This window comes from Fibrobacter sp. UWB1, from assembly GCF_002210325.1.
Lineage (GTDB): Bacteria > Fibrobacterota > Fibrobacteria > Fibrobacterales > Fibrobacteraceae > Fibrobacter.
Window position 1 is genome coordinate 24,781 of the sequence record NZ_MWQL01000011.1, and the last position, 25,420, is coordinate 50,200.

Sequence of the window (25,420 nt, forward strand, 5' to 3'; positions counted from 1 at the left end):
GTTTATTTTTAGAGCGTCGCTTATTTGAATTGGAGTGTTTATGGGTTGTTTTACTTTAAAAATGGCGAACACAACCGCAGCTTTTTTGTTATGCGGAATGTGCGCCTCTTACGGGATTACCCCGAACAAGTTGGTTTCTGGCGGTTTGCCGGCTCATACAGGAGCCACAACGACAGATTACCTGACGGACGGTTACTTGACCAACTGGAAGAGTAGCAGCGCCAAGGAAATCGCGTTGAACGTGGGCGAAGGCCCCCAAAAGCTCTTGATCAACTGGGAATCGTTCGGCGATTGTGCCTGGGCGACCGATTTCACGAGCGGTTGTGGGCATAGCGGCGTCGCACTCTCGAATTTCAAGATTTTGACCTCCGCAAATTCCACTGACGGTAGCGACGGCGATTGGGAAATTGCAGCCACAATTGTGAATAACCCCGTAATGGCACGCGGTGTAACTATTGACTTTGCGGGCAAATCCTGGTTCAAGTTCGCAAGCGAAGGCGATGTGGGCCAGATTCTTGAAATTGAAGCCTTCGACATGAGCGCAGGCGGAACCGACACCTGGTTCTTTATGGGCACGAGCATCAGCCAGATGGGAATCAAGCAACAGGATACCGATTCGACCACGGCGCAGCTCATTCACGCAAGATTCCCCGAATACACGCCCGCCATGTTGCGCGGAGGCATCGGCTGCATCAACAGCACCGAAGTCGTGGAACACCTGAACGAATACCTGGAATATGCCGGCAACGTCAAATTCTGGGCCATCGAAATGGGCACGAACGACGCCTGGGGCGGTGGCGATTGGAACCTCGAAACATACAAGAAGAACATGCAGACGATTATCGACTCTGCAAAGGCTCACGGAATCACGCCCGTGATTGCACGGATTATAGCAACCGATTCTGCAAAGGCGGGCTGGCAAATCAATCCGGCATTTTTGACAGCCGTAGATAAGCTTGTCGAAGACAACAATCTGCCTGCAGGCCCCGATTTTTACGCCTACTTCAAAGAGCATCCGGAACAGCTCGCCAGCGACGGTGTTCACCCGAATGGCGACACGAAGGGCGGGCAAGCCATGCACCACTTGTGGGCCGAAGCACTCGCTCCCTTGTACGCTGCAGGCGATACCGCAACCACAAAGCCTGACTCCACCACGGCTTTAAAAGTTGCAAGCAAGTTTGCCGCACCTCGAATTTACGCGCAAGGCAAGAACATCGTTGTCGAGGGCAGTTCCCATAACGCAACCTCCGTCACCCTTGTTTCTGCAACGGGGCAACTCATTTCCCAAAAGGCCCTTTCTAAGAATTACGGACAAGTGCAATTCGAAAACCTTCCGACGGGCCAGTACATAGCCATCATCCGAGGCCAAAACGCAGTCCAGACAAGTACCGTACAGGTAAAGTAAAAGCACAAATCTTCTTAAACCAAACAAAGAGGCACTCCGAACGGAGTGCTTCTTTTTTAAAGCGCAGACATAGGTGTTGACATATTTGTCCACAGTAAAAGAATAAATACAGTCTTTTCCTTTTAGTTTAAGTTTATATTAGAACCGGTTAAGGATGTAGACTCGATGGGGGTGCGTATGCACAAGTTTTCCTCGGGTGTTATAGCGGTTACCATTATCGCTGGGATGTTTGGAGGTTGCTCGGAATCGCCCGAAAGTGGGTTAACTCCCCCCACCGAGGGCGATTCCTCAGCAACGAATTTTCCGGATTCGTCAAACGCTGATTCTCTTCAGGAAATCAGCTCCGAAACCGCTTTCAGCGCAGGCGATACCCATTCTTCGAGCGGACTCACTGCAACAAGTTCATCGGACGTCTTGTTTATTAGCTCCTCCTCGTCTGGTGAACTTGTAGCCTCTCCAAGTTCTTCAAGCGAAACCGGATTTTCATATATTGCACCCGCAAATTTTACCGATACCGTAAACGGCGTCTTATTTGACATGGTTCATGTTCCGGGAGGTTCGTACACACGCGGGTGCGACAACTGCGCCGAACAAGACAAAATTTACGAGACTCCCGCGCACAAGGTAACCGTCAGCGATTACTTTATCGCCAAAACCGAAGTCACGGTCAGCCAATGGAACGCTGTCATGGGCGGCAAGAAAAACGCATGGGAATCGGGGAATGCCCCCAAAATAGGCGTAAATTGGTTTGACGCGAACAATTTCGCTTGTAAATTAGGGCAATTGACAGGCAGGCAATACCGCCTGCTTACCGATGCCGAATGGGAATTTGCAGCTCGCGGAGGTAAGGATGGGATTGCCGACGGCTTCAAATTCTCAGGAGGCAACGCCATTGACGATGTCGCCTGGTACTCCGAAAACAGCGGCGGCAAGGCACACGATGTCGCCACCAAAAAGCCTAACAAGCTCGGGCTCCACGACATGAGCGGAAATTCCTGGGAATGGGTGTATGACTGGCTCGTGGGCTATACCGCAGGCGACAAAGTCAACCCGGTTCAACTCACGGGGTCTGGCAACAAGACGCGACGTGGCGGCAGTTACGGCGAGCCCGCCGAATTCGCTCGGGTGAGCCGCAGGGCTATCCGTAGCCGCGATGGCGCCGCCGACATGGGATTTAGGCTAGGGGCCTCTACCGAACTTCCGCCGGGAATGATTAGCGCCTGCGAAGCGGCGAACCCGAGCGTCGCGGTTTGTGTCGGAGACAAAAACCGCGACTGCCGCCTCATTACCGCAGCCGACGAAGCCTGGATCAGCGATGACTACACCGTTGTCATCGGCGAAGACGGAATTGCAGCCGTTTCAGGATTCCCGAACGTTTCTGGACAATGGTACACGCTCAACAACCGCAGCTTTAACGTGGTCACCAAAACCGGGACCAAGACGTACGCCTACTACGTATTCAGTCAAGATGAGCTCACCATGATCAGTGACGACGGCATTCCGTACCGCCTGTACCGCCGTGCTGCAAGCGAAGCTAAGAACAAGGTAAGCCTTACGACCGTAAGCAACCCGAAAACATTGGAACAGTTGATCGCCGCCGTTGAGCCCGAGCGCCTCGTGACAGACGAACAGCTCGCCCACCCCGACACAAGCGTGCGCGACCCGCGTATTGCTGCCGCAAGTGGATACACCTGGTTCTTTGACGGGCGCTGTTGCGGAGGCAACCACAAATACCGATTCCACCTCGACAAGAATGGTGATGCCGAATTCGTAGTCATGGATTACGACGATACGCACCACGAGAATATTCTCGCAAAAGGCCGCTGGTTCACTGTGGGTAACATCGGGCTACACATCGTGCTGAACGGGAAATACTTCAACTACCTCTACACCGCTGGCGAACGCACCATGAGCTATAGCGAATACATGCCTGCAGGCCCCATTTTCTGCCACATTTCATTCCAAAGCTACGAACGAGGCGACTTCCGCATATTCAACAAGACCCTTTTCGATGACAAAATCAAACGTCCCCGCGGCTTCAACGGCGAAAATCCCGTTTACGAACCAGGAGATTATCAGTGGGGGTCATAATGCGCACGTACATTTTCATCTTTGCCACAGCATGTATTGCAGCACTCACGGCATGCAACGACAAAGTATCTAACCCCGATATTGAATCAAGCTCGTCCGACAAAGCCTCCAATCACTCCTGGATACCCGTGCCGTCGTCCGAGCAAGATTCCCCGGAATGGTCGTCCTCGGCAATGCCTTCTCTGGCAATGTCATCCTCGGCCATTCCGGCATACTCTTCTAGCGAACATATTCCACACGCTCTGTCTTCGTCCGCAGAACCATATGTCGACTATTCCTCTTCAATCGAGGAATCTTCTTCGTCAGAAGTCATTGAACCCTCTCCGGAAATCGTCTTGGACAAAGACGGATTCGCCACGGTCGCCGACGTCTACAAGAGTCTTGCCCCCGACGAAAAGGCCGTTTTTATCATCCGCCATTCCGAACGTGAAGACGATGTGGCTTTGGAAACTGAACTCACCGCAAACGGAATCCAGATGGCGCAGGATCTAGGGGCAACCCTCAAGAGCGAAGAAGAATTCTCGTACGTCACTTCGGGATTCGTGCGCACGAACGAAACCGCAAACCAAATCTCAAAAGGACGCGGCGAAGCGACGTCCCCGAAACTCATCACGAATTACGACATTACCGGCAATTGGTTTTTGAAAATTTCGGCCGATTCCCTCGCAAAGCAAGCGACCGCGCTCGGCCTAAAGGGCAGTTCAGTCGAACTGATGGCACGCTGGGCATACGAAGGCGGATACCCGGAAACATTTTACGAAATGGAGCCCCGCGCACAAGAATTCATGCAAGCGGTCATCCTGAAAAATTTATCCAAGTGGAAACGCATCACCATCATGGTATCGCACGACATCTTTGTGATGCCACTCGCCGTTTTCGGTTCACAGAAAAAGGTCGCCCTCAAGTATCACGAGGATTACCATTGGATTAACTTCATCGCGGGGCTAGCCGTTATTGCCGATGCGCAAAACAACCTGCGCTATATTCCTGTAAAAGGCGCCGATTCCGGCGTCATAGACTATCTGGCCCTCTACATGGCCGAGCATAAGATTTACACCAAATAGAACCTAGAACATTACCCTGTAGGGAATCTGCCTGTCGAAGCGACGTCCCTTCAGGTCGCGGTATTCCTTATGCGTAGCCCCGCGCATGTCGGCAGGGTGTGCACGACGAAGGCCCCGTATCACGGTTGTCGAATCCGTCGCCGTAGAATCACCCGCGACAACAGATGACGAGTCCTGCGGCAGCACAGTCGAAGTATCTGCGCCGGCGGATTTTTCCACCAGCACCTCGACGCGGCCCGTATATTCGGTATTGTCGTTACCCTTCACGGTGTACTTGAACGAGGCAAGCCCGCTGAAATTCGCCCTAGGCGCAAACCTTGCCGTATAGCCGTCACCCGCAAGTTCCACTGTCCCATTCTCCGCAGCCGACACGCTGTAGGTCGGCGATACATCCTTGAACCCGCGCGTAATCGTGCGCAGGTCAAAATCGAGAGTGCCGCCCGCAGCCGTCGCATGCATGGCGCCCAGCCAGTTGATATACTTCTCAATACGCACGTAGCCATCGCTTTCCTTGGTCATCGCGTCATCTTTTGACTTGTCATAACCAAGAGCCTCTTCGAAGTAATCCGGCATGCCATCCTTGTCGGAATCGGTCGCGGCCTTCCCCGCAATCACCTCGCCCCAGCCGTTGTTGGTCTTGAGCCCCATCGCGCCCACGCTCTTCACGAGCGCACCGGCCGTTCCAAGCGTATTCACCTGGTACCACACCAGCGAATCGATGTCGTCGTACGGAAGCACGCCGCTCTGCGACGTCACATAGCGCCACGCACTTGCTGCACTGAGCATCGGGCCCGATGTCGTAAGTTCGCTCCAGGGTTTCGCAAGTTCCTCGCCCACGCCCTGATAATAATAAATGCTCGAAGGCCCGCCGTTCAGTTTTCCATCGCGGTCCGTATCTATCATGTTGCCGCTCGCGTAGATACTCTGGTTCTTGTCCACCTGGAACCACGGGTTACTCCCCTTCGGGCCATAGACAAAGTAATTGTTCACGATATCGTGATTGAAGTGCGTGCTAGTGTGCGTCGTGTAGCCCGCCTCGAAGTTGTAGAGGATGTTGTTCACGAACACGTCGTTAATCTTGTCAAGCGGGTTTCGGTTGTGCGTGTTTACGAAGGCGTTGTAGTACCAAGCCCAAGTGCCATCCACCGATTCGATGTGCGCCCCAAACTGCTGCCCGATGGGGTTTGCAATCAGCGAGTTCTGCACCGTAATGCCCGTAACGCGGTAGCTTGCATTGTCCGAAGAACCGCCGAAGTTGTTCCACGGTGCAAGTTCCACCGAGCAGTGGTCCACAATTACGTTCTTGGAATCGTAAAGGTTGAGCGCATCGTCCTTTTCGGAGGCGGTATTTTCGCCCGGACGAATTCGCAGGTAGCGGATAATGATATTACTCTGCTTGCCGGTACTGAGCTTGCCGCCGTGAATGGCGATTCCCTCGCCCGGGGCCGTCTGCCCCGCGATGGTAATGTTACTCTTGATGGAAACTGCCGTCTTGATGTTGATGATGCCACCCACGTCAAAAACCACGATGCGGTTACCCTGGCTCACCGCATCGCGGAAAGAACCCGCACCGTCATCGTTCAGGTTCGTCACGTGATAAACGCTGCCGCCACGGCCACCCGTGACCTGCGCGCCAAAACCCAGCGCCTCAGGGAAAGCCAGCGGCTCGGCACCTGCCCCGATAAAACCAAACACTGTTAGGCAAAGCGCCGAAACTGTCGTTTTTGTACCAAACATTCCCATAATCGACCATCTTTTCATCTTATTATACTAAAAATTTATCGCGTCAGGTAAAAGCCCCTATGTTTTCGCTGCTTCAAGAGGCGTCCCTGCGTGTCGTAGATGCGTCCAAGGCCATTTACATGCTTTCTCTGCGCACGCGGCCTTAACGATGTTGTCGTAGAATCTCCTGTCGCAGTCGTATCGCCCGCAACAACAGATGTCGTGTCGTTTTCGTCTTGTCCGCCCTGCGAAGCGTTTACGGCAAGTCCCTGCGTCACGCCGATGTAGCGGCTAAAGGTATCGCCCGCGTTGTCCTTCAGCGTAAATTGCACGTAGCCCGCACCTGCAAAGCTGTCGGCGAGTTTCACCGTCAACCTGGAACCGTTCACGGTCGCCGTCACGCCCGTCGGGGCAGAAACGGTATAGGTTCCATTATCATAACCCGCAGTAAACTGGGAAAGGTCTATTACTTGGGTTTCGCCCTTCGCGAAGGTGTAGTGCGCACGGGCCATCCATTCGAGATAACGTTCGAGTTCTGTCCAACCGTCACCCAGGCGATCCTTGTTCGCATCGCTAAAGTCACCGCTCTTCGACTTCGGATTGTACCCGTACATATTTTCCCACCAGTCAGGGAGCCCGTCCAAATCACTGTCGTAGTCGTCGGCCCGGATTTCGCTCGGGTAAGGCTCCCATCCCTTGATGTTCGCCGTATCCTTCACGTCGGTTTCGCGGTCGGGAATGCCCGCCATGCCACCCACGGACCCCTTCATGCTGTAGGTTCCGTTCTTGGTCTCGTTTATCACGCGGGTGTCGTGATTGTCAAGTACCGGCATGCGCTGGCCCACATCGCTCAGCACATCCTTGTAGGCGGCCTTCGCGCTCTGGACAGTCGCATACGAGGCAAAGAAGGGCTTGCTGTTCCAGGGTTCCCAATCCAGCACCTGCCCGCCGGAAAGCGAATACTCGCGACCGCAATTGTCGTTGGTGCCATCGCAAGTGAACTTGCCGCCCGCAGCCTCGAGAATATTGTTGTGGTAATAATACGCCTGCGAGCCTTTGCCCGTACCTTCGAGCTGCGCACGCAATGTATAGCCGTGCAAGGTAGTGGCGGCGCCCTCCTTGTAGTAATTGCCCACGAAGTTCACCTCGTGCGCACCGCCATCGGTCACGCGGCTCACCCAGTTATAGACAACGTTGTTGAATATGTCAAGGCGACCCGCGTAGTAGCCGTTCCCGTCGAGGCCACCGCCCAGGCTCCAGTTGCGGCCCGCATTGTGTGCAAGCAGGTTGTGGTGGAAACTGCCGATATCGCCGCCGATAGTCGCCGCATACCCGTGTCCCGTCCCGACGGGGTAATTCTGGTGGTCCGCAATGTTCAACGCTTCCGAAATCAGCGTGCGCTGCAGCGTAAGGTTCTTGCCGCCTCGGCTACTGAAGGCTTCGTCAATCGTCCAGCTGATACTCGCATGGTCCAATATGCTGTGGTCGCCACCGGTGAGCCCCATACCGTCGTAGGTGGCGCCGTAGCCCAGGCGCACGCGCATGAAGCGGATGACCATGTCCTTGCCCGTGAACCCGATGGGGGCGCTCTTGATGGTAATACCCTTGCCGGGAGCCGTCTGCCCCGCAATCGTCACGTAATCCTGATTGCAGACCAGGCGCGATTTCAGCTGGATCATTCCCGACACCTTGAACACGATGGTACGCGGGCCAATTTCTGCCGTGCACGCCTCGCGCAAGGAGCCCGCGCCGTCGTCGTTCAGGTTCGTCACGTACACTACCTTGCCGCCGCGCCCGCCGACCGCATTGCGGCCATAACCTTCGGCACCCTCGAACGCGACGCGGCCCGGCTTGAACGACCAGACATTCCCTGCCGTGACCGTTCCGTTCGCATCGACCTCATCTACGCGCCAGTAGTATGTCTGAAGCGGAGTCGTACCGCTCACCTTATACGAACTGCCGGATTGTTCACCCATGTAAACCGCAGTGTTCGAGGGCGTTGCCGCAAGCACAGCCGCCGAATCCGTCCCGAAATAGACGCGATGCTTTACGGCCGACTTCGCCGCCGTCCACGAAAGCGTCAGCGTGCCGTTTTCGTGCGGAGCGTGATAATCCAGATCCGCAGGCGAAGGCCCTGTCGCCTGTGCCGCCGCATTGGGCACGTTCAGCTCAAAGCCGTTCAGGGTAACCGTGCCCGTATTCAACTTTATCGCGGTCGAGGCACCCGTACCGCTTACATTAAAAGTCACGTAGGCAATCGCCGCCTCGCCTGTCGAGAGCGCACGATTCGTGGGCTTGACCGACGTCTGCTTCGAATTGTTCACGTAGACATCGATGCTGTTGCTTGCCGCCGTCCCATCGACATTGTTCAGGTACAAAAGGAGGCTGTGCGTCCCTGCCGCAAGATTCGAGAAGGTGAGCGTAATCGCCCCACCGCCTTCGACCATCACGCCGTCGCACACAAGGCGCGCATAGCTCGGGGACTGCACCCCGGCCTTGTACCAGTTGGCCTTGAGGTTAGCATTTCCGGCGACATTCACCTTCACGCCCGAAAGCGTCGTGTCCTTCGAAGAAACACCCGAAACCACCCAGGGCACGTAATTCGGTTCCGTAACCTCGCTCGAATTGCGGCCGCTCATGTCAAAATCGACCTTGATGACGGGCGATGCGGCAAAGGCAAGCGCCGCCGAGAGGCCCAATACGCGAATAGAGTTCAAACATCCCATACAAAACTCCTTTCTGCCCACAAAAATACCCTCGGATTTGCTCCGGGGGTAGGGTAAAAGAAATTTCCAGTTGTCCGCGGACTACGGCGGGCACCTGCGGTGGCATGAGACTAGGGAGGGCTCCATCCTCCCTAAGACCCTCCCTGCACTCGAAACAAGTTTCTTCGTGAGCACCTGCGGTGCAAAAAAACGCCCCGGCTTCCGCCGGGACGTATCGTTTAGTTAGGAAACTACCGTTCTACTCTTACCTGCACCGCATTCTGCATCGTGCGACCATTGAACTTGACACGGACCATGTAGACGCCCTCGGGGAGAGCCCTGATTTCGCGGGACAAGTCAGACGCTCCTGCCGGAACATTTCTTGCAAGGCGCGCCACCTGGTGGCCAGTCATGTCAAAGAAATCCACCTGGGCATACCCCGATTCGCGGGCAATCAGCGTACCATCTGCAAGATTCAGGTGTATTCCGGCAGCAACGCGAATGTTACCTGCAAAGTCGTCTTCTGCGGTGTAATCGCCACGGGTAAGTCCCGTCGTTCCCGAAGAGTCTCCCGCGACTTCAGCGCTCAAGGTGTCTATCGCCGAGAGTTGCGTTGAATCCTCAAAAAGCACCACGCCTTCGACATCAAAACCGATCTGATCGATGTTCGGTGCACCCGCCTCTTCCAGCGATTTCAGATAAAGCACATTCAACCCCTTCTGGAGCGAAACACCCACCGAGACGCTATCCCAGGTATCCCAATCGGCAGTGGGCTTGAACGTCAGCGAACCGACCAGGTTTTCATTCATCTTCACCATAATGCGACGCGTATCCGTTTTGCCGTGGGCGTAGCGCAGCACCATCGTTGCATTCTTGTATTCCTTCGGCGAAACCAGGTGGTAAATGCCGTAACTATCGAGACTGTTTTCGAAATCGTAGAATCCCGTGCCGCGGAAATTCTCGTGGTTGTCGGCAAAGGCTCCCTTTGCATCGGTCGGTACCGCCGCCTCGATATCGCTCCGAACCATAAGAGGAGCAGGTCCCGATTCCACGACACTCAGAATGGTGAATTTTCCGTTGCGAGTCGCTTCGCCAAAGTCAGCATTCCCGCCTTTCGTCGTAATCGTATAGGTAAACTCGCCCTCGACAACGGGGGTCCCGCTAAAATAGAGCGATGATGTCGTCGCATTCCACACGGCCGTCACGCCTGCCGGGAGCCCGTCAACATTCGCCCCATCCGCATGCTGGATCGCGAAGGTGAACGGGACAATCGAATCACCCTTCACAATCACCTGGCTCGAACTACCTGCGCCCTGCTTGACAATCGCGGCCGCCTTCGGCGTGTTGTCGCCTATCAGCACGATGTCCGGCTTCGGGAACTTGCCCTTGTTGCCATGCAGCCAAAAACCCAGATGCGGCGGCTGGTTGTAGGCGGTATTCTGCCAGCTCATGCCATTGCGATAAACCGGGTCGTGCGCAAGCGTGTACATGCGATGTTCGGTAGGCGTGGTCGTCGTGTAAATGTAAAGCTTGGAGGCTCCATCGTGCAAGATGACTTCCTCGCGCCAGTCGCCCAGAATGTCACCGCTGAAATTCGGTGTCGCCTTGGTGGTATTGCAACTGTTGCCCTGCATTTGGAAAAGCGTATTGCTCTGTTGCTTTGCATGGTCCCACTTGCTGATAGTCGTATTGTCCAAAAGTTCGTCAAGCAGGTCACCATCCCAGTAGATACGGAAGTTGTAGGCGGGGCGCTTGTCGGCCTTCCAGATTTTTCCCTTAGCCGTATAGGTGTTCCAGTTTGCAGCAGACCAGAGCTCATGTCCGCGGCTGTTGGAATCGACGTCGCCTGCGACACCGCGCCCGTTATCGCCCGAACTCGTTTCGTTAAAAAGTAGCTTGCCGGTACGGGCATCGTGCAAATCGTAGCCGTAGGGCTTTTCTTCGTGAACTTGCCAAACTTCAAGACCGGGATTATCGGGGTCGAGATCGCTCAAGTGCATGGCATCGCCGTGGCCCTTGCCTGTGCGGTACATGAATTTTCCATCGTGGTCAACGGCGCAACTTCCTTCAATAATTTCATCAAAGCCGTCGCCATCCACGTCGCCTGCGGAAATGTTGTGATTGCCTTGCCCGTAACATTCCTGTCCGCTCGTGGCTGCGTTGTAATACCAGCGTTGTGAAAGTGTCTTGCCATCCCAATCGTAGGCGGTAATTGCCATTCGGGTGTAGTAGCCACGCTGGAAAACCATGCTCGGTTTCTTGCCGTCGAGATAGGCATTTGTCGCAAGGAAGCGGTCGACGCGGTTCCCGTAACTGTCGCCCCAGTTCTTTACCGTACCGCGCCCTGGATTATAGGCGACGGTCGCCATTTCAAGTCCCGTTTCGCCGTTGAAAACCGTGAGGTATTCGTCACCGGTCAGAATGTATCCACTCGAATTGCGGTAATCGCTGGTATGTGCCGCATTGGCCGCTGCGCCCTTGCTCAGGTACTTTCCGCTGGCATCCTTCGTTCCCGGCGCTGTCTTTACGGCAAGTTCCGCCTTGCCGTCGCCATCGTAGTCACCCACGAGCATCTGCGTGTAGTGCGCCCCCGCACGGATGTTTACGCCCAGATCAATGCGCCAAAGTTTTTTGCCGCTCATCTTGTAACAGTCAATGATGACGTTGCCCGTCTTTCCCTTCTGGGAATTGTCCTTGGAATTGCTCGGATCCCACTTGAGAACCAACTCGAACTCGCCATCACCATCCACATCGCCCACGGCAATATCGTTGGGACTGTAGGTGTAGTCGCTACCGCCTGCAGGCCTGTCCAGGTTCACTGTCAAGAACTGCTCGCCCCACACGGGTACGGCATCGTCAGATGCAAGTTCCTTGCCGTTTATGACAGCCTTTACGGAATACCTGCTCGAGGTTGTCCCTTTCGCGTCGGTATAGTTGCTCGCCTGTGTCCCGCTGAGGCTCGAGATTTTCTCGCCATCGCGGTACAGGTTAAAACCGGTCGTATTACCGTCTGTTCCGAGAACTCGCCAACTGAGGAAAACTCCGTTAGTCGTCTTTACGGCGACCAAGCCGCGGTTCAGCCATTCCATCTGGCGAGCCGCCTGCGACATACCCACTCCAAGCGCGAGCGAAAGCCCAAACATCCACAACTTTTTCATCATCCAATCCTTTCTTTGAATTACAGGCCCCCGCACCACCGGGAACCTGCACCTATAATATATCTCCGGCACTCCAAATAGTACCTTCACCACCACACTTCCGGTTGTCCATAGACAACGGCGGGAACACAACAAAAAACTTCGGCAAGCAACGCTTGCCTCGCGCATACGCGAGCGTATGCGTTAAAACAAGTTTCTTCGTGGGCACCTGCGGTGCTTTTGTTACTTCGCAAAAACGGGCTGTCGGGCCTTGCGCAAACGCATTTCCTTTACCCGCGGGCTGTCCGCAGTTCCCAGAAGGCGACCGCGAACATCGTAAACCTTCGCACCACGCATATCCTGCAGGCTGCGTCCCGTTTCAACGCCATTGCGAACCGCAAACGACGTGGTCGAAGAATCTGGATCTTCCACCTGGATTTGCGTGCTGTCGCCCGCCACGCTATTCACGGAAACTGAAAGCAGGTCGACCACACTCTTCTCACAAGTAAACCCGAGCGACATCTCGGCAGTCGATGCGCCCCTGTTTACCGCCTTGTAGTGATACGCCTTGCCATTTTGCGCCGTGATGCGGGCCGAGTAGGTAACGACATCCTTTTCGCGCGAGACATCCATCACCACTTCGGCGTTGCGCATGATGCCAGCGAAATCGTCCCAGTTCCAGTCGAAATCGTAATCGAACGTCCCCGCGTTATCCATCGCAAAGGCATCGGCACGCAACAGCGTCGTCGCCCCGCCGGCAGTCGCACGCACAATGTAATTGTCCCAGTTGTTCACCTTGTTCGCATCGGCAAGCCCGTAAACCGGCTTGTTTCCGTAATTCATAAAGCGGAATGTTGCGCTAAAGTCGCCCGAGACCTTGTATTCAGTCGTCTTCTGCGCATTGAACGCTACATTGTATTCGCCACCGTCGTTTATCGTACCCGCCACGATGCGGTTTTCAAGTACTCCGTAGGCAACGCGGCTCAACTCGAGCGACGCCGCGTCGGCACCGAGCAAGATTTCGTAATCGCCAACCGGTGTCCCCGTAGCCGTAACCGCATACACTAGCGAGTCGGATCCATCCTTCGCCGCACCGCGCAAGAACGCATACACATTTATCAGGTAGCCGTCCTTTTCTGCACGCAGGCGGACTTTTGCACCGTCGTACATCTTCTTGAAGGCATCCCAGTTTTCACCCCAGGCATTCCAGTAGTGCACCGTATTTTCGCCACCGAGCGTTTCCACGGAATAGCCGTCGGCACGCAGGTACCACATGTCGCCACCGTTCCTAAAGACGAGCACCCAGTTGTTCCAGTTTTCGGCTCCGCTCTTTACCTTGTTCCTGAATTCAAATTCCGTGACAAAGTTCCCGCTTACCTTCACAGACTCAAATTCGTCATAGGCATCCCATGCCGTGCTAAAGTCCTTTTTCCCAACGACCTTCACGCTGTCGCCGTAATAGCGGGCATCCTGCAGCACTTCGGTTTTCGGCACACGGTAACCCCAGAAGGCACGGTTTCCCGCCTTGTTCATCGCCGAGAACGTAAGCGTCCGCTCGCTCATATCGTTCTGCAACTGGTCAAGCACCACGCCCTCGTAGACAGTTCCACCCAGAGTAAGCGTCACGTAGCTCCGACCCTTCGCATAGTCGTAATCCCAGGTTCCCGTGTAGGCGCCTGTCACCGTACCGTCGGCATTGAGCTGCATGTTCTGTTCCTGGTTCACCGCCACGGAATCTTCCCAGGTCTGCGGGTTGTTCCTGGGCGGGTTATGCATAATCACCTTGTACGGGCCAGCAACATCGCTGCGGTCGAGCGCACGCGCCGGTAGCCCGTAACCCTCATGATACTCAAAAGGTGCCGCCACAATCCAGCCCATCCTGTTAAAGAACAGCTGGTGAGTCTCGACATTGTGCCAACCCGTATGGTTGTTGAACTTGCGGTGATAAACCAGATACATGCCGCCATCGTCGTCGCGCAACAGCGAATTGTGCCCATCCGCAATTTCGGCCCGGTCTTCGGCCCAGAAACTCCAGCGGTAATTCGCGACAATCGGGAATCCGCGGTCGGTATTGCCCCAATAGTTCAGGATAAACTTTTCAAAAATCGCAGGAGTCCCATCCACATCGACATAAGGCCCCTTCACGTCCTTGCTGCGGAACACGCGCATGGTGTAGCCGCCCTCGGGTGAATAGAACCCGTAACTCACGAACAGGTAGTAGTAGCCATTGCCGTCCGCATCCTTGAAATACTGGATGTACGAACCCTCGCCACTCACATAATAACCGCCACCCACGTGGATGCCCATGTAAGGGTCCTCGAGCATCGAAGTCCCGCTCCACTTGGCAGCGCCGTTGTTCCCGTACTTGTACGAATAGTCCCTGAGACCGGTAGACTCATCGAGCTTGACCAAGAAAAGCCCGCCGCTCCACGAACCGTACAGGAGCCACAGGTTTCCATCCTCGTCGTAGAACACGTTCGGGTCGATGCAGCTGGAACCATAGCCGCCATCCCACTTGCCCAAATTAGTGACACCGTTGTTTGCGATATAGTAACGCTCGTCGATTGTCGAAGAACCCGTCACCTTCGCGTAGTCGGCATTGGCGGCAGAACCCGCCGTCTGCTTGTCCATCCCGCCGTAGACGACCGCACCCTTGTACTCGTACGGCCCCTCGATCTTGTCGGATGTCAGGAGCACAATGGAACTTTTCCAGTCCTCGCCCGCCATCGAAAAGTACAGGCACCACTTTTTCAGCTTCTTGTTCCACACGATATCGGGCGCCCACAGGTTCCCCTTGGCGGTCGCGGAATTCGTATGTTCCGCATAGTCGGCTTCCGCCTTGAACACGCTGTAGTAATCGTCCCTGGCCTCGTTGCCAGTGACATACACCGTGCCGCCCCTCGAAAGCTGCGGCGTAAACGGGGTCCAGTCCAGCATATCGCGGGAATATGCCGCCCCGTTCATGGTCCCGAATATGTAATAATACTTCGTCCGCGACTTGGCCGCATCGTTTTCAGGATACGAATTCCCGCCCGCGTCCTTATAGACCACAATGACGGAAGGATCGTGAACGGCGACCGAGGCCGCAAATGCGGCAACAGCCGCGAGAGATAAGGCGACACACGCCGCCCTGAATGTTTCCAATACACCCATACCACACTCCTTTCCAGAGAATATATAAAAAATCTACACTTTTTGCAATTAAAAGTCAATAGTTTTTACACTATTTAAGGAAAAATGATGCTATTTCTACAATATTCCACTAAAAAAAGTCCACATTTTACAAAAAAAAGAAGCCTTTCAAAAAAAAAGCTCTGTGCCTCGTCAATGTAAAAGCACCCCGGCATTCGCCGGGGCGCCTTTGTTTGGTATCATCGATTTATCGGAAAATGTTTATTGATTTCGCTTCGCGGTAGCTGCCGGTTGTCACCTTCACGATATAGGATCCCGCCGGCATTTGACTTAGGTCAAAAGAATGCGTATGCGCACCTGCGTTCTGCACGCCAACCATTTCTTGGGCAATTAAAGCACCAAATCCCGTAAACAGGCTGATTTTCACATTGTCGCGCTGTGGAAGCATGTAACGGACCTCGATTTGTCCGCGACGAAGCGCAAGGTCAACATGATTCGAAAGCCCCTCGAGTCCATACATCAACGCCGTTGTCGCATCTCCACTCCCTTTTTCGTTGGTGATAGTCACATTTACCTTGAACAGCACCGACTTTCCGTTGTACGAAAGCCCCTGCGTAAAGCTGTACTTTTCGCCGTCCTTCACGCTGTTCGGATAATGTCCGACGGCAAGCGTCCCCTTCGACAAGTCGGCTTCGCTGAACACGTAGGCGGACTCACCCCATTCCACCACCTTGCCGTCTTTACCGAACCAGTGACCCGGAGCGGTGGCGGTGCTGTTGGTGACGATGTTTCCATCGCTTTCCTGGGCAAAGAAGGTCGCCTGGGAAAGAGTCGCCGCAGTAAGTCCAAGCTTTTGCGCGATTTCATTTACATCAAATTTTGCCGCAACCGTCGCATAATTGTCGTCAATCGGCAGCGTCACCGTGATGGTGTACGTCGTGGCATTGTCCGCGACAACCTTTTCGGAACTGCTGGATGCCGGCACGCTGCTAGAACTTGCTGGTGCGACAGAGCTGCTCGACGCAAAGGAACTACTGGACGCAACCGGGGTTTCGCCGATTTCGGGCCACTTGTAATCCAATTTGAAGTCGTTGTAGTACTTGACGTTTGCAGCCCCTGCGCCACTTACGCCCGTTTCCAGTTTCAACTTATAATCGTAATGCAGCTTGCGAATTCCCGTATTGCCGGTGTACTGGTAATCGGTATTCACGATGACCGCGAAAACCATCTGCGTGCCATTCGTCGAAGAAGGCGTCTTGTCCAAGCGAAGCGTCGCGGAGCCTTCACCCGTAATGGGTTCACTGTACACAGGCGTACCGTCGGTCGCGCGATAGCACAGCAAGAAATTCATGTTACTGTTATTGGAATTCGCGCCGTTCGGGTAGAAGCTCACGGTTACTTCCTTTGCGCCGTTTTGCACCTTCAGCGGAACCACGTTCGAGCCAGACCAACCCGGAGTTGTTTCCTGATTCGGTACAAGGTAACCGTTGCTTTCCGTTACCGTCTGGTAAGGCGTCATGGTCCAGGTGTAGCTTTTCCTGTTATTGTCCCACATGTCCTGTTCCCAGTAGGTGTCGCTTCCAAAATGCTGGTTCAGCAAATTCTTGATTTCGCCGGACCATTTTTTCATGTCAAGCATCGCAAGCCTTGCGCGGAATTCGGTAATGAGCCTGCGCACGCCCGCATCGCCAAGGCCCTTGTCAAGGCCGTAGGTTTCAAGCAGGTATTTGGTCTTGCCGTAAGCGTTTCCGTAAATCCAGCGAACCGCACCCGTTCCAATCCATGTGCCGATAAACGTCGGGAAGATGTTGCTGTACTGCGAGCCCCCCAGCAGATAACGCTGATTCTTGCCGGTCACACCACCGTCATCGGCACCGCCACCAGGACCACCGAAGGTACCGTCAATCAGCCAGCCCGAATAAGTTTCAATCGGCATAAAGGGGGCAATAACCGTCGCTGCATTCAGAAATCCCATACCGCTGTATACACCATCGCGGTGGCTGAACATATCCTGCTGAATCCAGGTGTTGCCCGCTTCTTGGAACCAGTGCGCATCCTTTGCACCGGGGTAACCGTTCGTCATCGAGTGGATTCCCTCGTGAATCATCGCATCCATCTGCGCCACACGATCACGGTAAGGGCAACTTGTATTGAAACTGTAGAGCGGATAGAACGAAGCCGCCACCGCCGTGTAGCCCGCCACCCATGTCTGCCAACCACCCGTGGTATCGTCCTTCGCACCACCGGCACAAGTACCCGAGCCATAGTAATAAACGGCACTGTACTGGCCTTCTTGCGCCTGGGCATCCGGCGCCCATCCCATCTCATTGTACAGGTACTCGAAATCGGTATCGTACTTCTTGAGAATCGAATCAATTGTCACGTCGGTAATGCGGCTGTCGCGATCCTTGCCCCAATAAAACGCCCACCATTTACCGGCCTTCTTTCCGGTAACGCCCGAACAATTGTTGTTGAACTTGGTCGGCGGCTGAATGTCGCCCAGATTAGACTTCGTGTCGTAATCCAGGTCGCTGCGGTAACCGGGCCATGTGTAAGCATCACCCGACGCAGCGTATGTGTGAACACCTAAGGCAGCCGACAAAACGGCGCCTGGAATCAATCCCAAACAACTTTTTTGCATAACACACTCCAACTTTTATGCTGATATAAAAAATACTCCCTAGCAAGCTAAGGAGTATCGAAAACTTTGTTTACGTGTTGTCTACAGACAACGATTGCTCCACTACCTTAAAGACGAGAGCATTTTCTTCGGGACTGGAATATTAATGTTTGGTGAAGCCCTCGCACAATGTAGTGGCCTTGCGGGAGGCTAGACTTCAATTGTTCCCATTCGCTGTAAAAGCCCTGCTTGATCAGTTTTCCTGTCAAGGAGAAAATTTGCACCTTGGTCATAGGCGAAATGGTGAACTCGACATCGGTTGCAATCAACCGCGTTGTGTTTTCGGAGCTACTTGAAGAATTCGTAACGCTACTAGAACTTACTTCGGCGACAGAACTTGAGCTAACAATCACCGGGTCGATTTTCGTTCCTTTTTCATATTCGCTGATATCAATTTTACCAATGCCAGAATAATTTGTCACCAAGCCCTTCACATCGCCTACGGGATCTGCACTATAGCTGTAGACGCTCTTGGGATTGAAAGTTCCCTTAGGGATTTCCGTATCGTAAGTGACCCATGCGGTATCCTTGGAAGTAAGCGAAGTACCGGGATTTACGGAAATCTTCATTTTTTTGCTGTTACAGCCACTACTCTGGAAGTTGGCGCAGCCTTCGTAATAGTTTCCAACAATGGTAGCCACGCCATCATCACCAGCGAAAATCGCCTTGCTGAGGCCCGCATAGTGATTATTTTCAAAGTAGTCGTCAGAACCATAGCGAACATTCGGGCCGTTGCCTGTTCCCTGACCGAGAACATAGTTGTTATAAAGGTGAATTTTAGTATGGCGCATCATGGGAGTACGCGCATCCAGGTCCTTATAAAAGTTATGGTGGATAGTTATTTCATGACGAAGACTATCTCCGTTGCTATTGCCAATGAGGCTTCCCTTATGATGGTTGTGGAAATAATTCCAGCTAAAAGTCGCATTGTAAATGTTGTTCTTGGCATCCAGCAGACCATCGTAGCGGTCCTTGTTGCTGGTGTAGGCATTATAGAATTCGCAGTGATCGATCCAAATGTTATGGCTTCCCTGCTTATTCTTGTCAGCCCAGTTAGTGGCAGCAGAGTCCGCAGAAATCGCGATGCAGTCCGGGTCATTGAGGACAACTTCTGTCCCATTGCGGAAAGCGATCACCTTGTTTTCGTCGGTCTTGCTAATGGGAACATCGCTCATGGTGAACTTGATGTTACGAATGATGATGTTATGTTTATTCTGAATCATCAGGCCCACTCGATTAAGGAACGCCGATTCGCCTTTACCGATGATCGTCTTGTTATTGCCGACCAAGACCAATTCGCCATAAGTCGTTGCCGTACCCGAAGAGGCCACATGGCCATTTTCATCGATAAACGTCTTGATACCGGTATTGATTTCACCCTTCACGATAATGACGTAAGGAGTTTCCAAATCTTCGGCGTACTGCTTAAATTCTGCAAAGTTGGAGACTTCCACAACCTTGCCCCCGTTACCGCCGGTAGTGCCCCCTTCCAAAGTGGCATACCCCACCATATCGAAGTTAGGGGTAGCCGCAAAGAGCCCCACATTCATCAAGAGAATTGCCAAATATTTTGCTTTCATTTTTCCTCCTCTTTATTAAAACCAACTGACGCTCCAACGGAAAGGTTCCGCGGATTTTACCGAACGCCCCAATGCATTGAACCTCGGAGCAACTTTACGCCTGTCAGCAGGGGCCACCCTGCGGCGAATAACAGTCGTTGCAGCACTGCTAGAAGACACTTCCGAAGAACTGGATTCTGCTGCAATTTCGCCATATTCGTAAGGTCCAAGATCCGGTGCCGAGCCAACATAATCAAAGCCAATTTCCGTCCCCTTGTCAATCAAGACGCTCCCTTTTTTCAGGCGGAACAACTTTGTGTACGGGAGCAGTCCATCCGCATTTCGGGCAATCGTCGCAAGGCTTGTGTCCAACGACTCAAAGTCATCGTCACTCACAGTCACCGAAATGTTCCAGGAATTCGTTTTCTGTTCGCTAGACGAACCAAAAGAGTCGGCATTTTTGCCCTTATAAGAGATATTGTTCCGCAGGTGATGCTTTTGCCCCGCATTCAGCGCCCCACCCATTCCATAATTGGCGGCACCACTGCTTCCGTTGCGGTAAGCAAGGCTCTGTTCCACCGTAATGCCACCCGTATTGTTGTTCTGGTCAAAGCCCTTTACCGGATTGTCAAACGCAATACAACGCGTGCAACGGTGATTCGCTTGGGCTTTATTGCCGCCCATCTTAAAGCCATTGCCGTTTCCATCAAAGAGCTCGGCCGCATAGCCAAAAACATTGACCCCATTCCGGAACGCCCAGGAATCATAGACAATGACACTGTCGGGTGAATCAAAAAAGTCAAAACCGTCGTCGGAATTTTCCCAAGCACGGCAGTTGATGAACACATTTCCTGCTCCCTGAGTCTGCTTGCTCGCAAAGCCGTCAGCCATGCCGCCCTTTTTCTTGGGGTCATAATTACGGTACGCATCTACGTTGACCACCAGCGTATGATTCCCGCCCTTGTTAATTTCTAAACCGGAATTGCGGTTTTCGAAAAACGACATGTTGTAGAACTTGTTGTACGACCCTGTCACATAGGCTCCCTGGTATCCCGCACGGGTAATGGCGAGACCGTGAAGTTCGTAATAACTGCCGGTCATGCTCAGCCCCACGCCCTTGTCGACATAGGTGAGTTCCGGGAACTGGAAGTCTATCACGGCAGTCGCATGGCCCGCCGCATAGAACACAATGGGCTTGTCCGCCATTCCTGACTTAGAAAGTGTAATCGTATTCGCCTGACCCTCTGTATAGGGCACCTGGTATGTTCCCGCTTCAAAAAAGACGGTATCTCCGGCGGAGGCCTTAGTCATGGCCGAAATAAAATCGTCGCCAGGCTTTACATGGGTATTCCCGGCAAGCGCCAAAACGGCAAAAGCTGCCGTCAAAATTTCCACCAAGCGGATATTCTTCAAATAATTCATCCCAAGTACATCCTTTGATATTCCGACAAACATTCATTCCTGTTCTCAAAGATGTTCTCAAAATATCAAAACAGAATATAAGTTATTCTTTTCGCAAAGTCAATAGATACAGCGATTTTTTGTAAAAATGTTCTCATTTTTACAAAAAAAACAATTATTTATGGATTACGCCTAGCGGGCCGAAAGGGCTGGCCAGTAATTTTCGGGACGCTGGTTCAGGTAGGTAAGGCGTGTCCAGTCGTCATCGCGGAAACAGCTACCGAGCATGAGTTCGTCAATCGTACCGGTAAAGCCGCCGACTTCAAAGTCTGCGATATCACGGACGCCCGTCCAAGCGATTTGTTCCGGCTCCGTTTCAATCTTGCGGTCGTTCACGTAGAAATTGGACTGCGATATCGTGTGGCGGCTGAAGGCGACATACACCCACTCGCCCGCCTTGATATCTGACATTCCCGACAACCAAGCATATTTCACAGAATCAGAACTTGAATCGGGAACCCAGAGGTCCACGACAAAACCTTTCTCTGGAACATAGCGCAATGCATATTCCTTGGACTTTTTGAAAATGGTCTGCTCCGATTCAAGACTTTCGAGCTTTACCCATACAGAGAAGCAGAAATATCCGCTTCCGTCATAATTCAAGTTCACCTTGCGCGAGGAATCAGCCGCACTCGAATTCTCGACGACAATAACATCGCCTTCATCAAGTTCCACTCCCCTACCAACAACACCGTCGGCAGCCACGACCCCTGTCGGCAGACCTTCGAAGTATCCCTTTTCCGCTCCATCGTCCACAGGTGCAAGGCCGCTATCGAAATGCCACACCAAAGAATAGCTGCGGTTCGTGGGGAACACATCCTTTGCGTATGCGGGGTTCATGGTGTTGTCAAAATGGAGTTCCAGGGAATCTGAAACATTCAGCGAATCGACACTCACCCAGAACACGGCCTCCTTGGCAGAAGCGTCAAAGTAAGTCTGCGTAATGGGGAGTTTCTTGCTGCGATTTCCGTCCTGCGAAATGCGCACGGCCTCCCAACGGCCGTTCACCACCTCCGCGGAATCGAAGGTAATTTCATTTTTCGTCAAGCGGATGGCCAGCGGGAAATCGCTCACGACGGTACCGAGCGAATCGATTCCTTCGGGGAGTACGAGCGGAGCTTTCAATGTGTACGTCACCGAATCGCCCCAGACTGTAGTCTCTTCAGGCTTTACGGAAACATCCTTAAATCCAAACGGGCTCATGCCATCCATGTAAACAATAAGTTCAAACGTGTCTGCCGGGAGGCTATCGACCACGATTTTCCCGTTCTGCACGGAGACACTTCTGCGAATGGTCGTCCCGATGACAATCGCCTCGCCGCTTTGGTTTTCGCGGAAAGCGCCCGATACGAGAAGTTTGACCGTACCCGGACCTTGCAAGGTGTCATTTACAGCAAGGGGCTCGTCCTCTTCGGCATTCAGGTTCTGCAGCAGGAGCATCTGGCCGGATTCCTGGTGGAAAGCCTCCAAGGAGAAACTGCCCGACGGGATGGAGTCAAACTCATAATTTCCGTTTTCATCCGTTTCGGTTTCGAACGCAGATGGCAGAGTCTGTTCTGCGTTGCTCGCCGCAAGAATGTTGTAGTCGCCCGGCACGCACTGAACCTTAGCATATGCGGCCGGCTTGCCGCCGTCCAACATCAAGACACCCGCGAGTTCCGGGGAACCCGTTTCAGCACTATTGCCCGCCACTTGGCTGTTCGAAGAACAACCCACAAAAAGGGCAACGAAACCCGCTAAAAAGTATTTCAAAGTATCCATCACCACTAATATAAATATAGTTTCGCTAAAAAGGAAAACAAATATTCCCTATTATAAGGCGTTGTTTCTAGACAACGGGAAAATACCGCCAATCCCCCTCTACTCAGACATTTTTCTTACATTTAGGGTATGGGCGAAAAGAAACCGACAAAAAGAATCTTCGAATACCTGGATTACCGGGAATTTTTGAAAGATTACTACAACGCAAAGAAAGAGGCGAACCCCGCCTTTTCGCTCCGCGTGTTTTCGGACAAGATCGGTTTCAAGGCCAAGGACTTTATTAGCCGCGTCATGAACGGCGACAAAAACCTTTCGAGCCAAAGCATTCCCAAAGTGGCTTCGGGGCTTCGCCTCGGCAAGCACGAAACCGAATTTTTCGTAGCGCTTGTCAAGTTCAACCAGGCCGAAACAACCGACGAACGCAACGTCGCCTTCGAACAAATGCAGGCCGTGCTCAAAGTCGTACGATTCGCCGAGAAGCAGCATTTGCTCGGGCATGCACAGTACATGGTGTATTCCGACTGGCGACATCTCACAATCCGTAGCCTGATTGGCATGTTCGGTTTTGACGGCAACTACGAGGCGCTCGCCAAGCAAGTTCGTCCGAACATCACTGTCGAACAGGCGAAACAGTCCGTAAAGCTACTCGAAGAATGTCAACTCATCAAGAAAGATGAATCGGGCAAGTACGTGCTGACCGAAAGCGCCATTACCACCGGTGATCGCACCTCGAAACTCGCACTCCGCGGCTATCACCAGAATTGCCTAAAGCTCGCTGCAGATTCCATTGACCGCGACGCTCCTGGCACGCGCCATGTTTCGGGCCTTACGCTTGGAATCAGCCAAGAAGGCTACGAACGCATTGTAGAGCGAATCAACGCCTTCCGTAAAGAAATCGCGCTCCTCGCCGAAGAAGACGAAGGGAGCGATAAAGTTTTCCAACTGGAATTTGCCCTGTTCCCCGTCGGCGGGAAATAATTTTCCATAATTTTTATACAAAAACGCCCCGACATTCGTCGGGACGCCTTGTTTGGTATTGAAAACTACTTTGCGAATGTGGGCTGCACTGCCTTGCGGTCACCTGCACGTAGCGCGTTCACCGAGCGGCCGTTCACGTAGAACAGGCGGCCCGGCTGCTGCATGTTCGACCTGCGTTGCGGAAGCGGGCGCACAAACGTCGTCGAATCACCCACAGAAACTTCCGTAGAATCCGCAGTCGTATCGACCGGCGCAACCGACGTATCGACCGGAACGACAATCGGCGTTACAGCAGTATCCTTCGGCGTGGTATCGACCGGCACTATAACAGGCGACACATAGCCGTATTCGTACGCACCCAAATCCGGAGCCTTGCCCTCGTACTTGAGCCCCACATTCACGCCCTTGTCAATCATCTGGCTATTTTTCGCGAGCTTCAGGAAGTCAATATCCGGAAGGCTACCGTCGGCCTGGCGCGGGCCGAATGCACCGCCGAGAGGTCCGAGTTCCTTGCCCGTCACGGTCATGCTCGGGTCTGAGACACTCACGAAATCCGATTCCTTCGGGGTGATGTTCAGGTTCCAGGTATTGTATTCACCCGCCGCATATTCGCCGCCAATGTAGGCCGTCTTGTTCGGGAAGGCGATATTGTTTTTCATCACGTGAGCCTTGCTCCCCTTGAGCACGACACCGTCGGTGCGGTTGTCATTTGCATCCCAGGTGCTCGCCCACATGTTGAACGCAGTGCCGTTCATATAGGCCGTATTGTTGAACCAATCGTTACCACCGCTGCTGTGGTTTGCATAGAAACCAGACGCCTTGTTTTTCCAGGCGACGCAGTTGCGGATGGTATGGCGCACACCCGTCTTGCTGCTCCCTGCCTTGAAACCGTTGCCGTTGCCATCCTTCGGCTTGCCGGTCCCGTAGTTGCTGTAGCCGTGGCCCATTGCCCAGCTGTTCTCGACAACCACCGGGAACTCCTGGCTAATAAAATCCCAGCCGTCGTCGCTGTTCCACCAAGCACGGCAACCGATGAACTTCGTCGTATCGCCGCCAGTCTGGTAATGCACGCCGAAGCCATCGGCATTCTGGCCGTCGCCCTGGCGTCCGTTGGGGTCGTAGTTGTCGTGACTGTCGCAGTTCAAGAACAAATGTCCGCCGCCGCTTCCCGAGCCCTTCTCGTTTACGAAGAATCCCGAGCCGCCGTTGTGGTGGCTATCGATCAACTCCAAGAAGATATGCTTGCTGCGGGACACGTACACGCCCACATTCGATTCGCCCTTCATAGGAACGTTCTTGACTTCGAGCCCCTTCAGGTGCAGGTACTGCGCCTGGATAAGGATACCCGAAGTGTACCTTACGTTGTTCGAACCATCGGCAATCGGCATCTTGCTGAAGTCGATGACCGGCTTTTCGCCCGGATACGCGAGGTAATGAATTCGCTTGTTGTCACTTGAACCGCTCTTGGTCAGGTGAATGCCCGCGAACATGTTGTCGTTTTTCACATAGTTTGTGTCCATATGCAGGTAGGTTCCGCCGCGAATCCACACGGTATCGCCCGCGTTCACCACGGAATTCGCCTTGTTGAGGGTCGCAAACGGGCTATCCTTCGTTCCCTTGTTCGTATTCTTGCCAGCGGGGGCCACATAGTAGGTCGCCCCGAAAGTTTCCGCAGCAGCCAAGGCAATCACGGCCGCACACAACACGCGCTTCATTTTCATACCT

Annotated in this window: 13 protein-coding genes; 4 read left to right on the forward strand and 9 right to left on the reverse strand. The window is 53.4% G+C overall.

Annotated elements, in window-relative coordinates; genetic code table 11:
- Positions 1–40 precede the first annotated feature (40 nt).
- From B7988_RS09575 to B7988_RS09585, 3 genes are all read left to right on the forward strand, one after another.
- The gene (locus B7988_RS09575) at positions 41–1,405 is read left to right on the forward strand and encodes an SGNH/GDSL hydrolase family protein (protein WP_249268941.1); all 1,365 of its coding nucleotides are present in this window, start codon (positions 41–43) and stop codon (positions 1,403–1,405) included.
- A 177-nt stretch (positions 1,406–1,582) separates the two neighbouring features.
- On the forward strand, positions 1,583–3,496 hold the full coding sequence (locus B7988_RS09580) for an SUMF1/EgtB/PvdO family nonheme iron enzyme (protein WP_088657762.1): 1,914 nt from the start codon (positions 1,583–1,585) through the stop codon (positions 3,494–3,496).
- Positions 3,496–4,560, forward strand: coding sequence for a histidine phosphatase family protein (locus B7988_RS09585; protein ID WP_088657716.1), 1,065 nt, complete (start codon positions 3,496–3,498; stop codon positions 4,558–4,560). The genes B7988_RS09580 and B7988_RS09585 overlap by 1 nt, the downstream gene beginning before the upstream one ends.
- A 3-nt stretch (positions 4,561–4,563) precedes the next feature.
- Here the strand turns inward: B7988_RS09585 and B7988_RS09590 are convergent, their stop codons facing one another.
- The 8 genes from B7988_RS09590 to B7988_RS09625 form a co-directional block, all read right to left on the reverse strand.
- Entirely contained in the window at positions 4,564–6,297 is a 1,734-nt protein-coding gene (locus B7988_RS09590; protein ID WP_249268942.1) for an Ig-like domain-containing protein, read from the reverse strand.
- A 41-nt stretch (positions 6,298–6,338) separates the two neighbouring features.
- Positions 6,339–9,008, reverse strand: coding sequence for a hypothetical protein (locus B7988_RS09595; protein ID WP_249268943.1), 2,670 nt, complete (start codon positions 9,006–9,008; stop codon positions 6,339–6,341).
- 230 nt (positions 9,009–9,238) lie between these two features.
- A complete protein-coding gene (locus tag B7988_RS09600) occupies positions 9,239–12,148 on the reverse strand; it encodes a carbohydrate-binding protein (protein ID WP_141225622.1) in 2,910 nt (969 codons plus the stop codon).
- Between the two features lie 219 nt (positions 12,149–12,367).
- Positions 12,368–15,277 carry a glycoside hydrolase family 43 protein gene (locus tag B7988_RS09605; protein ID WP_088657719.1) on the reverse strand — a complete coding sequence of 970 codons (2,910 nt, stop codon included), beginning with the start codon at positions 15,275–15,277 and terminating at the stop codon, positions 12,368–12,370.
- Between the two features lie 226 nt (positions 15,278–15,503).
- Complete coding sequence (locus B7988_RS09610; RefSeq protein ID WP_088657720.1) at positions 15,504–17,897, reverse strand: DUF4859 domain-containing protein; 2,394 nt, start codon at positions 17,895–17,897, stop codon at positions 15,504–15,506.
- A 107-nt stretch (positions 17,898–18,004) separates the two neighbouring features.
- Positions 18,005–19,516 carry a hypothetical protein gene (locus tag B7988_RS09615; RefSeq protein ID WP_088657721.1) on the reverse strand — a complete coding sequence of 504 codons (1,512 nt, stop codon included), beginning with the start codon at positions 19,514–19,516 and terminating at the stop codon, positions 18,005–18,007.
- A 15-nt stretch (positions 19,517–19,531) separates the two neighbouring features.
- Positions 19,532–20,917, reverse strand: coding sequence for a right-handed parallel beta-helix repeat-containing protein (locus tag B7988_RS09620; RefSeq protein ID WP_073319665.1), 1,386 nt, complete (start codon positions 20,915–20,917; stop codon positions 19,532–19,534).
- A 171-nt stretch (positions 20,918–21,088) separates the two neighbouring features.
- Positions 21,089–22,717 carry a LamG-like jellyroll fold domain-containing protein gene (locus tag B7988_RS09625; protein WP_088657722.1) on the reverse strand — a complete coding sequence of 543 codons (1,629 nt, stop codon included), beginning with the start codon at positions 22,715–22,717 and terminating at the stop codon, positions 21,089–21,091.
- Between the two features lie 129 nt (positions 22,718–22,846).
- Between B7988_RS09625 and B7988_RS09630 the strand changes: the two genes are divergently transcribed.
- Entirely contained in the window at positions 22,847–23,695 is an 849-nt protein-coding gene (locus B7988_RS09630) for a TIGR02147 family protein (RefSeq protein ID WP_073319660.1), read from the forward strand.
- A gap of 65 nt (positions 23,696–23,760) precedes the next feature.
- Here B7988_RS09630 and B7988_RS09635 read toward each other — a convergent pair whose 3' ends face one another.
- Positions 23,761–25,416, reverse strand: coding sequence for a right-handed parallel beta-helix repeat-containing protein (locus B7988_RS09635; RefSeq protein WP_249268944.1), 1,656 nt, complete (start codon positions 25,414–25,416; stop codon positions 23,761–23,763).
- Positions 25,417–25,420: the final 4 nt, after the last annotated feature.

Excerpts from the sequence above, each read along its gene's own strand:
- B7988_RS09575 (WP_249268941.1), top strand. The coding sequence starts at position 41 with ATGGGTTGTTTTACTTTAAAAATGGCGAACACAACCGCAGCTTTTTTG.
- B7988_RS09580 (WP_088657762.1), top strand. The coding sequence starts at position 1,583 with ATGCACAAGTTTTCCTCGGGTGTTATAGCGGTTACCATTATCGCTGGG.
- B7988_RS09585 (WP_088657716.1), top strand. The coding sequence starts at position 3,496 with ATGCGCACGTACATTTTCATCTTTGCCACAGCATGTATTGCAGCACTC.
- B7988_RS09590 (WP_249268942.1), bottom strand. The coding sequence starts at position 6,297 with ATGTTTGGTACAAAAACGACAGTTTCGGCGCTTTGCCTAACAGTGTTT.
- B7988_RS09595 (WP_249268943.1), bottom strand. The coding sequence starts at position 9,008 with ATGGGATGTTTGAACTCTATTCGCGTATTGGGCCTCTCGGCGGCGCTT.
- B7988_RS09600 (WP_141225622.1), bottom strand. The coding sequence starts at position 12,148 with ATGATGAAAAAGTTGTGGATGTTTGGGCTTTCGCTCGCGCTTGGAGTG.
- B7988_RS09605 (WP_088657719.1), bottom strand. The coding sequence starts at position 15,277 with ATGGGTGTATTGGAAACATTCAGGGCGGCGTGTGTCGCCTTATCTCTC.
- B7988_RS09610 (WP_088657720.1), bottom strand. The coding sequence starts at position 17,897 with ATGCAAAAAAGTTGTTTGGGATTGATTCCAGGCGCCGTTTTGTCGGCT.
- B7988_RS09615 (WP_088657721.1), bottom strand. The coding sequence starts at position 19,516 with ATGAAAGCAAAATATTTGGCAATTCTCTTGATGAATGTGGGGCTCTTT.
- B7988_RS09620 (WP_073319665.1), bottom strand. The coding sequence starts at position 20,917 with ATGAATTATTTGAAGAATATCCGCTTGGTGGAAATTTTGACGGCAGCT.
- B7988_RS09625 (WP_088657722.1), bottom strand. The coding sequence starts at position 22,717 with ATGGATACTTTGAAATACTTTTTAGCGGGTTTCGTTGCCCTTTTTGTG.
- B7988_RS09630 (WP_073319660.1), top strand. The coding sequence starts at position 22,847 with ATGGGCGAAAAGAAACCGACAAAAAGAATCTTCGAATACCTGGATTAC.
- B7988_RS09635 (WP_249268944.1), bottom strand. The coding sequence starts at position 25,416 with ATGAAAATGAAGCGCGTGTTGTGTGCGGCCGTGATTGCCTTGGCTGCT.